We start from the raw sequence: 15,299 nt of genomic DNA, 5'->3' as shown, positions 1-15,299 counted from the left end.
AGGACGCGCTGCGGCCTCTCGTACGGGACCACTTGGGCGACCGCGAGGACGCCTGGGCGGTGCTCGCCCAGCTGATCGGAACGTACCACGGGACCGTTCCGGAGCTGGTGACCACCGCGGGAGCGATCGCCTGAGAGGCTCCTCCCGTAAGCCTGAGAGGCTCCTCCCGCAAGGGGAAGGGGGGCGGGGCGGCTGGATTCGAACCAGCGTGTTCTGGTTTTGGAGACCGGTGCGCCTGCCTCTGCGCTACGGCCCCGCCCTTGGCGCCGAGCGTAATGCCTTGGCCCGATGTCAGTGCGGCCTGGTACCAAAGAGGCAATGGGCATGCGGCGCTGATCACCGGTCGTCGTCGCCGTCCGGGGGCGCCGTGCGGTGCACGCTGCGTACGGCGGCGACGTCGGCCGGGACCGACGGCATGGGGACGTGCGCGCTCAGCGCTTCCAGGCGGCGCTTGACGCTGGACGCGATGCCCTGGCCGAGAACGAGGCGGGTGGCCGTGACGGCGCGTGGCGCGGTGTCGAGGAGACGGTGGGCCTCGCGGCTGCGCATGCCGGTGTGGGTGAGGACGAGATGGGTCAGGCGGTGCTCGGCGCCGGCGAGGGTGTCCGCGATGGCCTGGGCGGCGGTGAGGTCGACCCGGTTGTCGGCCGCGCCGAGGGCGGCGGCCGCGCGCACCCTCCCCAGGTCGAGGAGGGTGACTCCGGCCGAGGTCGCGGCCGCCACCAGTCGGGCGGCGGCTGTCGGCCCGATGCCGTTGCTTGCGACGGAGAGCCGGGCGAGCCGCCCGTACGACGCCCGTTCCAGGGCGCCGGCGAGACGGAGCGCGCCCTCGTCGCCCAACTGCGCCGCCGACACGTAGAGTTCGTCGATCGCGCCCGCGACGATCAGGGCGGCCAGGGGCACCGCGCCGTCCGCGCCCAGGGGGTTTCCGCCGATGAACAGCCGCTCGATGCGGCGACCGTTGTCCGCCGCGGCGAGGAGGGCGTCGGCCAGGACGGCCGTGCCCGCCCCGTCGAGCCCGGTCTGCACGAGGTCGAGCGTACGCAGCGACCGTGCGGCCTCGATGAGTTCGGCGGCGGCCTGCCCTCCCCCGCTGCCGAGCGGGTTGCGCTTGAGCCATACGCCGGTGACGACGCGCGGCGAGGCGCGCAAGTTGTCGGCGATGCGGCAGGCGCCACCCGCGGTGATGCCGTTGCAGCCGAGGTAGAGCGTCTCTACGTTCGCGCCCGCTGCCACGGCGGCTGCGCCGTCGTCGCCGAGCCCGTCGGTGCCGAGCAGCAAGTGACGTACGGGAGACAGCCCTTCGGACCTTTCGGACAGCGCCTCGGCGACCAGCGCGGCACCTTCCGCCCCGATCCCCTGCTTGCACAGGTCGAGCCGGCCGTCGGGCAGCGCCGTACCCGCCGTGAAGTCCAGCCGCTCCCCTGCCGGACGGCCACCGCGCAGCCAGTCGAGCAGCGGCGCCAGTTCGGCCACTGGACGAGGCACGACGGATGGCACGCCCGCGAACTCCGGCGCGGACTCGGACTCGGACTCGGACGCAGAATCAGAATCGGAACAGGACTCGGGCTCAGTCTCGGACTCGCTCACCACTCCGCCTCCCGGTAGTCCTTGAGGAACACCCCGGACAGGGGCTCGCCCGCCTCACCCCGCACGATCGGGTCGTACACCCGGGCCGCCCCGTCCACGATGTCGAGCGGCGTGCGGAACCCGGCGCCCGCCATCCGTTCCTTCTTCGGAGCGGGGTTCTCGTCGGTGATCCAACCCGTGTCGACGGCGCACATGTGCACGCCCCGCTCCGCCAGTTCGGCGGCACTGGTGCGTGTGAGCATGTTGAGGGCGGCCTTGGCCATGTTCGTATGCGGATGGCCGGCCATCTTGTTGCGGACCGCGAAGCGGCCCTCGACCGCGGTCACGTTGACGACATAGCGGCGCAGCTGCGGTGAGGCGAGCAGCAGCGGCAGCAGCCGGTCGCAGAGGAGCGCGGGAGCGAGAGCGTTGACCAACTGTGTCTCCAGCACCTCTGCCGGGTCGAGTTCGCCGAGCCGTGCCGACCAGGAGTTGTCCGGGGAGGGGTCGGGCAGCAGCCCGGCCTCGTCGGCCTCGCGCAGCACCATGGGCAGCGCCGAGGGGCCCGCCTCCAGTGCCCGCATCGGCGTGAACCCCGGCGCCTGCCGGGCTCCCTCGGGCAGTTCGGCGTACTCCCCCGCGGCGAGCACCGCGTACGACTCCGGGGGCCTCCGCACCGTCTGCGCCGCGTTGTTCACCAGGATGTCGAGCGGCTCGCCGTCCTGCCGCAACTGTTCGCACAGCCCGAGGACCTGCCGTGGATCGCGCAGGTCCACGGCGAGCACCGACAGCCGGTCCAGCCACTTCTCGCTCCCCGGTTCGGCGCGGAAGCGGCGCACGGTGTCGTGCGGAAAACGGCTGGTGACCAGGAGTTCGGCGCCGTCGCGGAGCATCATCAGGGCCAGCTGGAAGCCGATCTTGACCCTGCCCCCGGTGAGCAGCGCGCGGCGGCCGCTCAGGTCGGTGCTGAGCCCGCGCCGTGCGGTGTTGTCGGCGGCGCAGTCCGGGCACAGCCGGTGGTAGAAGGAGTCGACCTGTCGATAGGACGTCTTGCAGACATAGCAGGTGCGCGGCTTGACGAAAGCGCCCCCCGCACCGGCCGCACCGGGGTGGGCCAGCGGCGCGTCCTCCCGCCGGTCGAGCGCCCCGGTCACGGTCGCCGCCATCGCGGCCGCGTCGGCGGCGGACAGCTCGGCTCCGCGCGCCTTCCGCCTGCGCAACCGCCCGTCGCGTGCGAAGGAAGCGGCTACCTGCTCGGCACGCAGCCGCACCGGGTCGTCGACGGGCAGAGCCCGCAGCATTCCGACCGTACGGTGGAAAGCCGCCAGCTCGTCCTCCGTGATCCCCCCACCGTCACCCATGTGTCCCCGCCCCACGTATGCGCTGCCGTGGTCCCGGCCGGATTCGAACCGGCGTATCCGCCTTGAGAGGGCGGCGAGTCTGCCTCTGCTCTACAGGACCGATGCGCCGGTCCGGGCGGCCGGATTCGAACCGGCGTCTCCTGCATGCCATGCAGGTGCGCCTGCCTCTGCGCTACGCCCGGATGCGCCCCCGGATCCTAACGGCACAACCGCCAGGCGTCCGCATCGATTTACGACCCCCGCCCGGTGGCCGCCCCGACGTCAGACGCGCACGACGGGACCGGCGGGAGAGTCCGAGCCCCGACGTCAGACGGGCAGGACGGGACCGGCGGGAGAGTCCGCGCCCCGACGTCAGACGGGCAGGACGGGACCGGCGGGAGAGTCCGCGCCCCGACGTCAGACGGGCAGGACGGGACGGGCGGGAGAGTCCGCGCGCCCCCTCGGGAACTGCGACCGGCACAGCCGCCAGACGAAGGCGATGGCGGCGAGGGCAGCGAGAACGCCGAGAACGTCCGCGAACATGCCTGCGCGGAGTGCGTGCGTCGCGGCCTCCACCTGCTTGGCCCGCCGGTGGAGGTTCTGGGCCCAGCGGCCGACGACTGTCCACGCCACGAAGCAGACAACCCATGCGATGGCCCACAGTCGGGAGCGCTGGCGAGCGGTCTCCTGCGGGCGGCCCGACCCGCGCAATTCGAGAGCGATGTGATTCCGCGCCTCGACGAACCACCCCACGAAGAGAAGCCCCGCCCCCGCGCAGGCGGCCGCCTGAATGCCCGAGAGGTTGCCCACCCACATCTCGGCACGCAGGACGGGCTCGCCGTACCGCATGCGTCCCAGCACGTTGTACAAACGCACCTGTGCCACCAGATGCGCCACGGCGAGGGCTACGTTCGCTCCGAGCGCGGCGCACACCACACCGCCTGAACCCCTGCCCACCAGTACTCCTCCATCGCCGTGGCCGAATCCGGTCGGCTTGAGGAGGTGCCATGCAGGTGTCACGGAGTGGGTCTGTCCACCTGCGATCCGTGCCGGAGGAGCTACCCGGTCAGTTCTGTTCCATGCGCCGAAGGCCGAGGCGCTCCTTCTCGGAGAGGCCACCCCAGACCCCGAAGCGTTCGTCGTTGTTCAGCGCGTACTCCAGGCACGCGGAGCGCATCTCGCACATACCGCAGATGCGCTTCGCTTCCCGCACCGAACTGCCCGGCTCGGGAAAGAAGAAGTCGGCCCCCGTCTGCGCGCACAACGCCTGCCCCTGCCAGGCGATGTCGGCCGCAGTGATCGTTTCCAAGTGCATGGGCATGATCGTGCCTCGCGGCGAAAAACGTTCGATCAACGCGCGATCAACGGCACGTTCCGAGGCCTCTGGCAGCGTCTGATGATGGCCCCGCTGGACGGGGAAGCACACGGCGGCGCGCGGGGAGCGCGACAACAAAGAAAACTCACCCGTTGACCCAGGGTGAACGCTGCCATCACCCTGGCCGGCCCGCGCGCTCCGGCAGCGATTGTCAGTGGGCGGTGCAAGACTCGGCAGTGCAGGCAACGGGACCCCTCAAAGGAGGGCAATGATGCTCACCACCCGCTTTGTCACCGGCGCCCCGAACTGGCTGGATGTCGGCACATCCGACATCGACGGCGCCATCTCCTTCTACGGAGGCCTCTTCGGCTGGCAGTTCCAGTCCGCGGGGCCCGACGCCGGCGGCTACGGCTTCTTCCAGCTCGACGGAAAGACCGTGGCCGGCGGCATGCAGACCACCCCGGAACAGGGCCCGCCCTCCTGGACCGTGTACTTCCAAACCCCTGGCGCCGAGGCCACCGCCAAGGCGGCCGAACAGGCCAAGGGCGCTGTGCTCATGCAGCCCATGGACGTGATGGGCGAGGGCCACATGGCGATCCTCGCCGACGAGGCGGGCGTGCCCTTCGGCATCTGGCAGCCGGGCCGCACCAAGGGCCTGGACGTGGCCGGTGACCCGGGCTCGCTGTGCTGGGTGGAGCTGTACACCCAGGACATTGCCGCGGCCGCCGCCTTCTACAACTCCGTGTTCGGCTGGGAGACCTCGGCCATGCCCTTCCCGGGCGGCACCTACACCTGTATCAACCCGGCGGGGACCGAGGAGGACGCCATGTTCGGCGGCGTCGTCCCGCTGGCCGACGACCCGACCGAGGCCGACTCCGGCGCGTACTGGCTGCCGTACTTCGAGGTCACCGACACGGACGCGGTGGTCAGCAAGGCCCAGGAGTTGGGCGGCCAGGTCCGCATGCCCGCGACGGACATGGAGGGCGTGGGCCGCATGGCGAAGCTCGCCGACCCGTACGGGGCACGCTTCGCGGTGATCAAGAGCGCCCCGCAGCAGAGCTGAGGCCCGGATCGGTGGGGTCCCGCACGCGGCCGGGCCCCACCGATGCGCTGTCAGCTCCTGCGCACGACAACGTGTCGGCGTGGGCCGACTCCTCCGGGGGCGCCCGTCACGGAGGCCGCGCGCCGCGCCCCACCACAAGGACGTGCATAGGCCCCACGAGGTACGCGTACGCCACCGCCACGGGCCGCGTGCAGGCCACCGCCACGGGCCGCGCGGACGCCCAGGTCACGAGGCCCGCGTCCGCCCCCGCCAAGAGGACCCGTCGCGTGCGCCAACTCCCCGATTCCGTAGGCCTCTTCGCGTACACGGACGCAAGCCCCGCGGGCTCATGCGGGCATCAGCCGTACCACACCTCGGCCACGGACTCCGCGAGAGCAACGGCCTGGGCGTGGCCCGCCCGGGCGGCGGCCGGACGGCGAGAGTCGTCGATCATGTTGCGGCCCATCGCGCGGCGGGCGGCGTGATCCGGGGTCAGCAGGCTGATGCGGGCCCCTTCCGCCGCCAGTTCGGCGGCCTGCCGCGGGGCACTCGGGTGCGGGCCGACCGCTTGGGGAATCGGTGAGATCGCGACGATACGGCGGTGGCCGCGGGCGAGCTGAATGTTGCTGGTCGAGCGGCTGCCGCCATCCATCCAACGGCGGCCCCCGGCGGTGACGGGAGGCCAGACCAGGGGCACCGCGCAGCTCGCCGCCACCGCTTCGAGGAGGGTGACACCGGACGTCCGGTCGAACGCTTCGAGGGTCCCGGTCCGCGCGTCGACCGCGGTGATCCGCAACTCCCGCTCGGGCCAGGTCCGTACGTCGCCCAACAGGGTGCCGACCGTGTGGAGGACTTCCGACTGAGGGCCGGTACGGGCGGCGAGTGCGGCTCGGCCGAGCCGTTGGACGGAACGTCTCGGGTTCCGGGAGCCGAGCGCCGCCCACAGGAAGCGCGCCGTCTGCCCCAGGGTGACGGTCAGGTCGACGGGGTCCGCTCGGGCTAGCTGGTCCTCGTACAACTCGGCGGTGCCGACGCCGGAGGCGAGCCGGGAGCCGAAGATCGCGCCCGCGGAGGTGCCGATGACGACATCGGCCCCGGACACCTCGACGCCGGCCTCGGCGAGTCCCGCGAGCACCCCGCTCATCCACGCCCCGCCGACCGCCCCGCCGCCGCCCAGCACCAGCGCCGTGTCCGCCATCGGTCCACCCCTCCCACTCAAATGGGGAGCACTCCCCGCTTCTTGATCCGACGATAACATCAGTACCGGGGAGTGGTCCCCGGTACTACCGAAGGGTGAGGGCATGACGGTCGGCGTGGACGGGCCGGATCCGGTACGCCGGCGGCGCGACGCCCGGCGCAACCGCGAGCTCCTGGTCGAGGCGGCGCGCGAGGTGTTCGCCGAACAGGGACTCGACGCGCCGCTCGACGTGATCGCCCGCCGGGCCGGGGTGGGAAACGCCACGCTGTACCGGCACTTCCCGAGCCGGGCCGCGCTCGTCGACGAGGTCTTCCGGGACACCCTGACGGGGACGATGGCGGCCGGGGAGCGAGCCCGGACCGCGAAGGACGCCTGGACGGGCCTGCTGGACTACATGGACGCGGTCTTCACGGGGCTGGCCGCCGACCGCGGTGCGATCGACCTGATGACCACACGCCTGGAGAACGTCGCCACGCTGGAGGCCGTGCACGCGCACAACCGGGAGACGGTGGATGTACTCCTGCGCCGCGGCCGCGAACAGGGCACGGTGCGCGGTGATCTCACCACCGAGGACCTCCTGTTCGCCCTCGCCGCGCTCTCCCGTGCCGTCCCGGCGCTGACGACTGCGGCCCCGGACGCCTGGCGCCGCGCCCTGGCACTCCTCCTCGACGGTCTGCGCGCCTCCCCGGCTGCCGCGCCGCTGCCCGAGCCGTCGCTGACCTCGGCCCAACTCGGTGACGTCCTGGGGTACTTGGGCCCACACCGCTGAGAGCTACGCGGAAGCCCGGCGCACGAGCGTCGTCGGCAACACCACACCGGAGGGCGCGCCCACCGGGCTGTCCTCGTCGGCCGCGCGGTCGAGGCGGCGCAGCAGCAGTCGAGCCATCAACCGGCCCATTTCCTCTATGTCCTGACGGACCGTTGTCAATGGCGGGTCCGTCTGCTCGGCGACCGGCAGCATGTCGTCGAAGCCGATCACGGCGACGTCGTCGGGCACCCGTCGTCCCCGCTCACGCAGAACACGCAGGGCTCCCGCGGCCGACAGATCGTTCGCGGCGAACACCGCGTCCACGCCGGGGCGGCGCTCCAGCAGCTCCCGCATCGCTCGCTCCCCGCCCGCGGGCGTGAAGTCCCCCTCGGCGATGAGCGCGGGGTCGACGTCGACCATGACGTCCCGGAACCCGTCGAGCCGGTCGACCGCGGACGTCTGGTCGAGGGCACCGGTGATGTGGGCGATGCGCGTGCGGCCGAGTCCGACGAGGTGACGTACGGCCTCGCGGGCGCCACCCCGGTTGTCGCAGTCGACGTACACGGTGGGGACGGCGTTGCGGGGCCCGTCGCCCCAGCCCGGCCGGCCGCCGAACACGGTCGGCACGCCCGCGCCGTGGATCAGTCCGGGCAGCGGGTCGTCGAGGTGCAGCGAGAACACGAGCGCGCCGTCGACATGGCCGCCGGCGAGATAGCGGCCGACGCGTACGTGGTCGTCCCGGCCCTCCGTGAGCAGCAGCACGAGCTGCGAGTCGTGTGCCGTCAACTCCTTGCTGATGCCCCGGAGTTGAAGAGCGAAGAAGGGGTCCGCGAAGACTCTGGTCTCCGGTTCGGCGATCACGACTGCCACCGCGTCGTGGCGCCGGGTGACGAGGCTGCGCGCGGCCTGGTTCGGCACGTACCCGAGCTCGTCGACGGCCCGCCGCACCCGCTCGACAAGCGGTTCGCGCACCCCGTCACCGCCGTTCACCACGCGCGACACGGTGGCCCGGGAGACCCCGGCCCGCGCGGCCACGGCCTCCAACGTGGGGCGCGACGCTGTCCCGGTCACCTCTGGGCACCTCCTCGGCGGTTGCGGATCAGGATAGCCGCGCCGCCGCGCACTCCGTGAGAGCGCTCCCTGATCCGCGAAATCCCCTTGCGCGGGCATGCCGGAGGGGTGATGATCACCGCATGACCATGAGAAAGGCCCATGCGGCCTGACCGCCCCACCACGCGGCTGGCCGCGTTCGCCCGCCTCCCGCGCACCTATCGGCAGCTGCACATCGTGCACAGCACGGTCGACGCCTTCGGGCGCGCGCATTGGCTGCTGACCGAGAGTCCGCCCCAGCGACACGGTGACAAGCCATACGACGCCGTGGTCGTCACGGTCGAGAACGGCCACCCGTACGAGACGCATCTCGGCGCGGTGCAACCACGCTTCCCTCTCTTCGACGCCCTGCCGGACGGCGGATTCGTCGTCGCGGACGCCCGCAGCCGTGTGCAGGAGGAGCACGTACAGGTCTTCGACGCCCTCGGCCGCTCCTCATGGACGTTTCGCGTGGGAGACGGAATCGCGCATCTCCTCGCCGATGAAGCCGGTGCACTGTGGGTGGGCTACTTCGACGAAGGCGTGTACGGCGACGACGAGCTCAGCTGGCCCGGGCTGCGGCGTTGGAGCCACACCGGCGACCCGCTGTGGACGTACCACCGAGTGGACGGCGGCGGCGCGATCAGCGACTGTTACGCCCTCAACGTCAACGAGCACTCGGCGTGGGCCTGCGCCTACACCAGCTTCGCCCTGCTGGAGATTGGTCCGGACTGGGGTGTGAATCCCCGCCCGAACCAGGTCCGGGGTGCCAAGGGGCTGGCAGTCCACGACGGCCGAGTGGCCTTCTTCGGCGGCTACGAGGACGCACACGACCGGCTCGTCATCGGCGAGCTGACGGACGCGGGCGTCACCCCTGTCGCCGAGCGGAGACTCGTCCGCCCCGACGGCACCGCCCTTGGCCGCCGCCGTCTCGTGTGCCGTGGCCCCCGCATCTACATCCAGGAAAAGCCCTTCACGCACTGGACCATGTTCGACATCCGCACGTGCTAGTGCTCATGCGGCTCATACCCCGGAATCGTCCCGTCCGTCTTCTTCACCAGGAACAGCCCCACCATCCCCATGTCGGAATGGCTCTGCACGTGGCAGTGGTACATCCACGCCCCCGCCCCGACGCCCTCCCCCGCGATCACCTGGAAGCCGAAGGAGTCCGCGGGGCCGACGATCTTGTTGTCGATGACCTGGCTCGGGTCGTCGGGGCCGGTCAGCATCCCCGTGCGGTTGTCGGCCCAGCGGTGACCGTGCAGGTGGAAGGTGTGGTAGTACTCGCCGTGCGTGATCATCGCGATCTCGACGCGATCGCCCACCGTGGCCTCGAAGTCGGGGCCCGAGTGCGCGGGCTTGTTGTTGATCGTCATGTCGTTGAAGACGATCGTGAAGGTTCGGTCGGGGAGGATGTCACCTTTGCGGCGGACGATCACCGGGCCGTAGAGGCCCTTGCGGATGCCGCCGGTTCCGTGTTCGGTGCCGACGACGTGGTCGTGGTAGTGCCAGTAGCCCGCACTGCCCGCACGCCAGGTGCCGTCCTTGCGGCGGCCGGGCGCGTGGGTGCGCCAGGTGTAGGTGCGGGTGCCGCCCGGCTCGACGTCGCTCTTGTTCAACTTCGTTCCGTCGCTGGAGATTTCGTAGTCGAGCCCGTGGACGTGCAGGCTCGCCGCCACGTCCATCGTGTTCTCGAACTCGATGTGCAGCGTGTCGCCCTCGTTGAGCTCGATCAGCGGACCCGGAATCGACACCTTGCCCTTCTCCAACCCGTAGCCCATCTGCCCGTCGGCGAGCTTCTCGGCGTAGAGCTTGATGTGCCGGACCTCGCCGCCGGCGGGAGCGGTCCGTACCGGGTCGTCGGCGCCCAGGGACGGCGGAGCCGCCGACAACGATGTCGCGCCCGTCGCGACCGCCGCCCCGCCCAGCAGCATCCGCCGATTGAAGCCGCGTCTGTCCATGCCGAACTCCCCACCCTGGTACGGAATTTACGGAGATGAACCCGTGAGACGGTAGCGGCCCCGTCCTCGTTTATCCACACTCAGGACAAAGTTTGTTCCATCGCGGTCATACCTATTGGCGAGCCGCGAAAAGAGGTCTAGCTTCCTTGGCGCTGTTGCTGTGACCGACGAGGAGTGGATGACCACATGCGGTTCACATCGCATCAAACACCGTCAGAATTACGAGGGTTGAGCGCGAGAAGACGCAGAAGCCGGCGCCGCGCCTGGGCCGCCGCCCTGGCCGCCGGAGCCGTCACCGCCGGGGCACTCTCAGCACCGTCCGCGAGTGCGCGCCCGGCTCCGGATCCGGCGTTGACAACGATGTCCGTCAAGTCGCCACCGGGCGGCGCCAATGTACGGGTGCTGATCTTCTACGGCTCGGCGGCGGCCGGGGACGAGTCGCCGGTCGTGAACGCCGGGATCGAGGCCATCGAGAGGATCGGAGTGTCCGGTCCGGCCGCGCACCGCTTCAAGGTCGAGGCGACGGACGACGCCTCGGTCTTCACCAACGAGACGAAGCTGGGCCGGTTCAACGCCATCGTGTTCCTCACGGGTGGCGGGGACGTGCTCGATCCGGAGCAGGAGGCCGGCCTGGAGGCGTACATGGAGGCGGGCGGCGGTTTCGTCGGCATCCATGACGCGGCTCGCGCCGAGCCGTACTCGGACTGGTTCACCGGACTCATCGGCGCCCGTCCGGCGAGCGCGAGCCCGACGAACGTACAGCGAGCGACCGTTGAGGTCGGCGACCGGCAGCACCCCGCCACCAAGGACCTCCCGGTCCAGTGGAAGCGGCCCGACCAGTGGCTCACCTGGGTGAAGAACCCGTCGGGCGAGGTGCACACCGTGGCCCGGGTGCGCGAGTCGACGTATCAGCCGGGTGCGAGCAAGAACGGCTGGGACCATCCGGTGAGTTGGTGCCGTGACTACGACGGCGGCCGCTCCTTCTACACCGGAATGGGCGGCACCGCGTCGTCGTACGACGAGACCGACTTCCGTACGCATCTGCGCGGCGCCCTGCTCTGGACGACCCGGCTCGTGCAGGCCGACTGCAAGGCGACGATCAACGCCAACTACAAGGCGGAGCGTCTGACTCAGCCCAATCAGCCGGGCCAGAACGACCAGATCGGCGAGCCGCACGGGCTGGTGACCGCACCCGACGGACGGGTGCTCTACATCGGCCGCGGCGGCGCGGACTCCTCCCAGCCCGTGATCACCGACTGGAACAACCCGGACGTCGGCAAGGGCAAGGGCGAGATCCACGTCTACGACCCCAAGACCGGCAAGGTCACCCAGGCCGGCGCGCTCACCGTGTTCGGCAACAAGGGCGGCGGCGACGAGCTGATCAAGGTCGAGGAGGGCCTGCTCGGCATCGAGATCGATCCGAAGTTCGAGCAGAACGGCTGGGTGTATCTGCACTACACACCACACTCGCAGATCAACCGCGACACGCAGATGGCCGAGCGCCGCGTCTCCCGCTTCACACTCGATCTCGCCACCAACAAGCTGGACCTGAGCAGCGAGAAGGTGCTCCTCAAGTGGCCGGTGCAGATCCACAGTTGCTGCCACGCGGGCGGCGGGATGGCCTGGGACTCCAAGGGCAATCTCTACATCGCGACCGGTGACAACAACTCCAGCCGCTTCAGCGACGGTTACTCGGGCAACAACCCCGAACCCAGCTACAAGGGCGTGTCGTTCGCGGACGCGCGACGCACCGCGGGCAACACCAACAACCTCAACGGCAAGATCCTGCGCATCCACCCGGAGCCCGACGGCACGTACACGCTGCCGGAAGGCAATCTCTTCACCGGCAAGGAGACCGCCGAGGGCGGCGGCAAGACACGCGGCGAGATCTATGTGATGGGGGTCAGAAACCCGGCGCGGATCTCGGTCGACAAGAAGACCGACACCCTCTATGCCGGGTGGGTCGGCCCGGACGCGAGCGCGCCGTCGACCACGTGGGGCCCTGCCAAGTACGACACCTTCGCCGTCATCACCAAGGCGAGCAACCGGGGTTGGCCGTACTGCATGGGCAACAAGCAGCCCTACCGGGACCGCAATCTGCCCGACCCGACCAAGCCGCTCGGCTGGTACGACTGCGATCACCCCAAGAACGAGTCCCCGAACAACGACGGTCTCGTCAACCTTCCGCCGGTCACCGGCAACAACATCTGGTACTCGCCCCAGGGCGGCGCCCCGGACTATCCACGCGACGCGAACGGCATCCCGTCGTACAAGCAGGAGGAGGCCACCTATCTGCTGCCGTGGCTGAAGGGCGGCGGCCAGGCGGCGATGAACGGGCCTGTCTACCGGTACGACGCGTCGATCCCCAACGCCACGAAGTGGCCCTCCTATTGGGACGGCAAGTGGTTCGTCGGCGACTTCTACGACTCCGACCAGCCACGCAACGCCGTCCTGACCGACCCGAAGACGGCCGGTGACGGCGGCCTGCCGATCCACTCCGAGTCGCTGAAGAAGATCGTGCCCATCGGCAACGACGGCATCAAGAACCTCATGGACTGGAAGTTCGGACCGGACGGCGCGCTGTACGTCCTCGACTACGGCCGCGGTTTCTTCACCTCGGACTCCAAGTCGGCGCTGTGGAGGGTCACTTACACGGGTGGCGGTCCAACGCCGGCCACCGATCAACTGGCCAGGAGGGTGGAGTGATGTCCCAAAGACGTTGGTGGACGGCTTTGCTGGCGTCCCTGCTGATGGTGCTGGGGCTGACGTCGACCTCCGCGTTCGGGCGGACCGAGTCTCCGAACGCCGGGTCCTCGAAGGACACGGCCGCTCAGGTGCTCACCTGGACCGCCGGGGACGACATCACCCAGTACGCCTCCGTGCCGCAGACCGCGGTCGCGGGCCCGACGACGATCGTCTTCGAGAACAGCGCGGCGACCGGCAACACCACCGGAATGCCGCACACGTTGACGTTCGACGTCTCCGACCCGGAGTACAACAACGACGTTCCGCTGAACATCCTGGCCAACCCGAACGACGACCAGGGCGGCAGGCACACGGCCGAAGTCACGCTGACCCCCGGCCGCTACCGCTTCTACTGCACGATGCCGGGCCATGAGCGGATGCAGGGCATCCTCGTGGTGACGGAGGGCGGTGGCTCGGACACGACGGCGCCGGAGACATCGGCCTCTGTGAGCGGCGCACAGAACTCGCAGGGCGCGTACGTCGGTTCGGCGACGGTCACGGTCGCCGCGACCGACGCGGGTTCCGGCGTCGACCGGATCGAGTACGCCCTCGAGGACACGGGTGCCTGGCAGCCGTACACCACGCCCGTCGTGATCGACCAGGTCGGCTCCCACAAGGTCCGCTATCGCGCGATCGACAAGGCGGGCAACACCGCCGCCGAGAAGAGCGTCGGCTTCACGGTGGTCGCGCCGCCGACGGACGACACGACCGCGCCCGAGACCTCGGCGACGGTGAGCGGCGAGCGGAATCCCGACGGCGCGTACATCGACATGGCGACCGTCACCGTCTCCGCCTCCGACACCGGTTCCGGAGTCAACACGATCGAGTACGCGGTCGACTCCGGCGGCTGGCAGCCGTACACAGCGCCCGTGATGGTGCACGCGCTCGGCGCCCACCAGGTGCGCTACCGCGCGACGGACAAGGCGGGCAACACGGCCGCCGAGAAGAGCGTCGACTTCACGGTGATCGCGCCGCCCGCCTCCGACACGACGCCGCCGGTGACCGGGGTGAGCGTCGACGGGACGAAGAACTCCGACGGCGCGTATGTGAACAGTGCCAAGGTGACCGTGAGCGCGACGGACGAGGGTGGTTCGGGGGTCGCCGCGATCGAGTACTCCCTCGACGGCGGACCCTATCTGGCGTACTCCACCCCGGTGTTGGTCGACCGGGTCGGCGCACACACGGTGGCGTACCGGGCGAGCGACAAGGCGGGCAACACGTCGGAGCCGCGCACCGTGAGCTTCACCGTCGCATCGGGCGGCGGCGTGCCCGCGCCCAACTGCCCCGAGTTCGACGAACGCTTGACGGTGATCGTGGGAACGGTCGACTCGGGCGTACCCAACCGGGTCACCAACAACCGGTGCCGTATCAATGAGTTGATCGAGGACGAGAAGGAGTGGACCTCTCAGGCGCTGTTCCTCAAGCACGTCAAGACCGTCCTGGACAGACTCCTCAAGGAAGGTGTCGTCGACCAGCGCGAGTACAACAGGATCACCAAGGCGGCCAAGCAGTCCGGCATCGGCAAGCCGGGCCAGACCGACGGCTATCGCAAGATCTTCGACGGCTCGCAGGCGTCCTTCGCGCGGTGGGAGCACGTGGGTGGCGGTTCGTTCGGGCTGAACACCGACGGGTCGATCACGTCCGGCACCACGCAGGGCGGGCTCGGCATGCTGTGGTTCCCCGAGCGCAAGTACGGCGACTTCTCACTGAAGCTCCAGTGGCGTGACGACGCTCCCGGCACCGGGAACGCCAACTCCGGTGTGTTCGTGCGGTTCCCGTGGGTCCACGACCACCCGGAGGAGTCGCGGCCGGAGTGGGTCGCCATCAAGTACGGGCACGAGGTGCAGGTGCTCGACCGGCCCGACGGCGACATGTACAAGACGGGCTCGATCTACGGTTTCGACCGGGTCGGGCTCGCCGGGGCCGGCGTCACGCAGAAGGGCACCTGGAACGACTACGAGATCCGTGTGGTCGACCAGCACTACTCGGTGTACCGCAACGGCGTGCTGATCAACGAGTTCGACAACATCGGCGGCCAGGACTTCTATCCGCCGCGCTCGGACGACCCGGGCACGGACGGACGGCGGTTCGCCTCCGGTTACGTCGGGCTCCAGGTGCACAGCACGACGGACGTGATCTCGTACCGGGACATCCGGATCAAGGAGTTGTAAGGAGCTGGAAGGAAAGGAGTGGTAGGGGGTCGGGGGACGTCCGTCCCGTCCGAGCCGTTGTCAGTGGCGTGCGGCATGCTGTGATCAGTGGCCGCCGTACGCCACTGACGACGGGGAGGTC

The 15,299-nt window shown here is 70.0% G+C and carries 12 protein-coding genes and 3 tRNA genes; 5 read left to right on the top strand and 10 right to left on the bottom strand.

What is annotated here, in order from left to right; all coding sequences use genetic code 11:
- Positions 1-182 precede the first annotated feature (182 nt).
- The 7 genes from ACZ4RZ_RS16545 to ACZ4RZ_RS16515 form a co-directional block, all read right to left on the bottom strand.
- A tRNA-Trp gene (locus tag ACZ4RZ_RS16545) sits at positions 183-258 on the bottom strand.
- Positions 259-336: 78 nt separating this feature from the next.
- Positions 337-1,476, bottom strand: a complete 1,140-nt coding sequence (locus ACZ4RZ_RS16540) for a leucine-rich repeat domain-containing protein (protein WP_467745195.1) — start codon at positions 1,474-1,476, stop codon at positions 337-339.
- A 110-nt stretch (positions 1,477-1,586) separates the two neighbouring features.
- Positions 1,587-2,930, bottom strand: coding sequence for an SDR family NAD(P)-dependent oxidoreductase (locus tag ACZ4RZ_RS16535; protein WP_467745194.1), 1,344 nt, complete (start codon positions 2,928-2,930; stop codon positions 1,587-1,589).
- A 28-nt stretch (positions 2,931-2,958) separates the two neighbouring features.
- Positions 2,959-3,030 (bottom strand) — tRNA-Glu (locus ACZ4RZ_RS16530).
- 10 nt (positions 3,031-3,040) lie between these two features.
- Positions 3,041-3,112, bottom strand: a tRNA-Ala gene (locus tag ACZ4RZ_RS16525).
- Positions 3,113-3,326: 214 nt separating this feature from the next.
- Positions 3,327-3,866 carry a hypothetical protein gene (locus ACZ4RZ_RS16520; protein ID WP_467745192.1) on the bottom strand — a complete coding sequence of 180 codons (540 nt, stop codon included), beginning with the start codon at positions 3,864-3,866 and terminating at the stop codon, positions 3,327-3,329.
- A 109-nt stretch (positions 3,867-3,975) separates the two neighbouring features.
- Complete coding sequence (locus tag ACZ4RZ_RS16515) at positions 3,976-4,224, bottom strand: WhiB family transcriptional regulator (protein WP_467745191.1); 249 nt, start codon at positions 4,222-4,224, stop codon at positions 3,976-3,978.
- 271 nt (positions 4,225-4,495) lie between these two features.
- On the opposite strand from ACZ4RZ_RS16515, the gene ACZ4RZ_RS16510 reads away from it, so the two are divergent.
- Positions 4,496-5,287: a VOC family protein gene (locus tag ACZ4RZ_RS16510; RefSeq protein ID WP_467745765.1), complete on the top strand. Its 792-nt coding sequence runs from the start codon at positions 4,496-4,498 to the stop codon at positions 5,285-5,287.
- Between the two features lie 337 nt (positions 5,288-5,624).
- On the opposite strand, the gene ACZ4RZ_RS16505 is transcribed toward ACZ4RZ_RS16510, so the two are convergent.
- The gene (locus ACZ4RZ_RS16505; protein ID WP_467745189.1) at positions 5,625-6,464 is read right to left on the bottom strand and encodes a patatin-like phospholipase family protein; all 840 of its coding nucleotides are present in this window, start codon (positions 6,462-6,464) and stop codon (positions 5,625-5,627) included.
- Between the two features lie 103 nt (positions 6,465-6,567).
- Between ACZ4RZ_RS16505 and ACZ4RZ_RS16500 the strand changes: the two genes are divergently transcribed.
- A complete protein-coding gene (locus ACZ4RZ_RS16500; RefSeq protein WP_467745188.1) occupies positions 6,568-7,233 on the top strand; it encodes a TetR/AcrR family transcriptional regulator in 666 nt (221 codons plus the stop codon).
- 3 nt (positions 7,234-7,236) lie between these two features.
- On the opposite strand, the gene ACZ4RZ_RS16495 is transcribed toward ACZ4RZ_RS16500, so the two are convergent.
- Complete coding sequence (locus tag ACZ4RZ_RS16495; RefSeq protein ID WP_467745186.1) at positions 7,237-8,283, bottom strand: LacI family DNA-binding transcriptional regulator; 1,047 nt, start codon at positions 8,281-8,283, stop codon at positions 7,237-7,239.
- A 141-nt stretch (positions 8,284-8,424) separates the two neighbouring features.
- On the opposite strand from ACZ4RZ_RS16495, the gene ACZ4RZ_RS16490 reads away from it, so the two are divergent.
- Positions 8,425-9,312 (top strand): hypothetical protein, encoded by an 888-nt coding sequence (locus tag ACZ4RZ_RS16490; protein ID WP_467745185.1) that lies wholly within the window; start codon positions 8,425-8,427, stop codon positions 9,310-9,312.
- On the opposite strand, the gene ACZ4RZ_RS16485 is transcribed toward ACZ4RZ_RS16490, so the two are convergent.
- Positions 9,309-10,262 (bottom strand): multicopper oxidase domain-containing protein, encoded by a 954-nt coding sequence (locus ACZ4RZ_RS16485; protein ID WP_467745184.1) that lies wholly within the window; start codon positions 10,260-10,262, stop codon positions 9,309-9,311. The genes ACZ4RZ_RS16490 and ACZ4RZ_RS16485 overlap by 4 nt on opposite strands.
- 186 nt (positions 10,263-10,448) lie before the next feature.
- On the opposite strand from ACZ4RZ_RS16485, the gene ACZ4RZ_RS16480 reads away from it, so the two are divergent.
- Both ACZ4RZ_RS16480 and ACZ4RZ_RS16475 read left to right on the top strand, forming a co-directional pair.
- Positions 10,449-12,968, top strand: a complete 2,520-nt coding sequence (locus tag ACZ4RZ_RS16480; RefSeq protein ID WP_467745183.1) for a ThuA domain-containing protein — start codon at positions 10,449-10,451, stop codon at positions 12,966-12,968.
- On the top strand, positions 12,968-15,178 hold the full coding sequence (locus ACZ4RZ_RS16475) for an OmpL47-type beta-barrel domain-containing protein (RefSeq protein ID WP_467745181.1): 2,211 nt from the start codon (positions 12,968-12,970) through the stop codon (positions 15,176-15,178). The genes ACZ4RZ_RS16480 and ACZ4RZ_RS16475 overlap by 1 nt, the downstream gene beginning before the upstream one ends.
- Positions 15,179-15,299: the final 121 nt, after the last annotated feature.

It is taken from the genome of Streptomyces sp. NPDC027189 (assembly GCF_055566975.1).
Note: the sequence above shows the minus strand (reverse complement) of the source record. Positions and strands in the feature narration are given on the sequence as shown.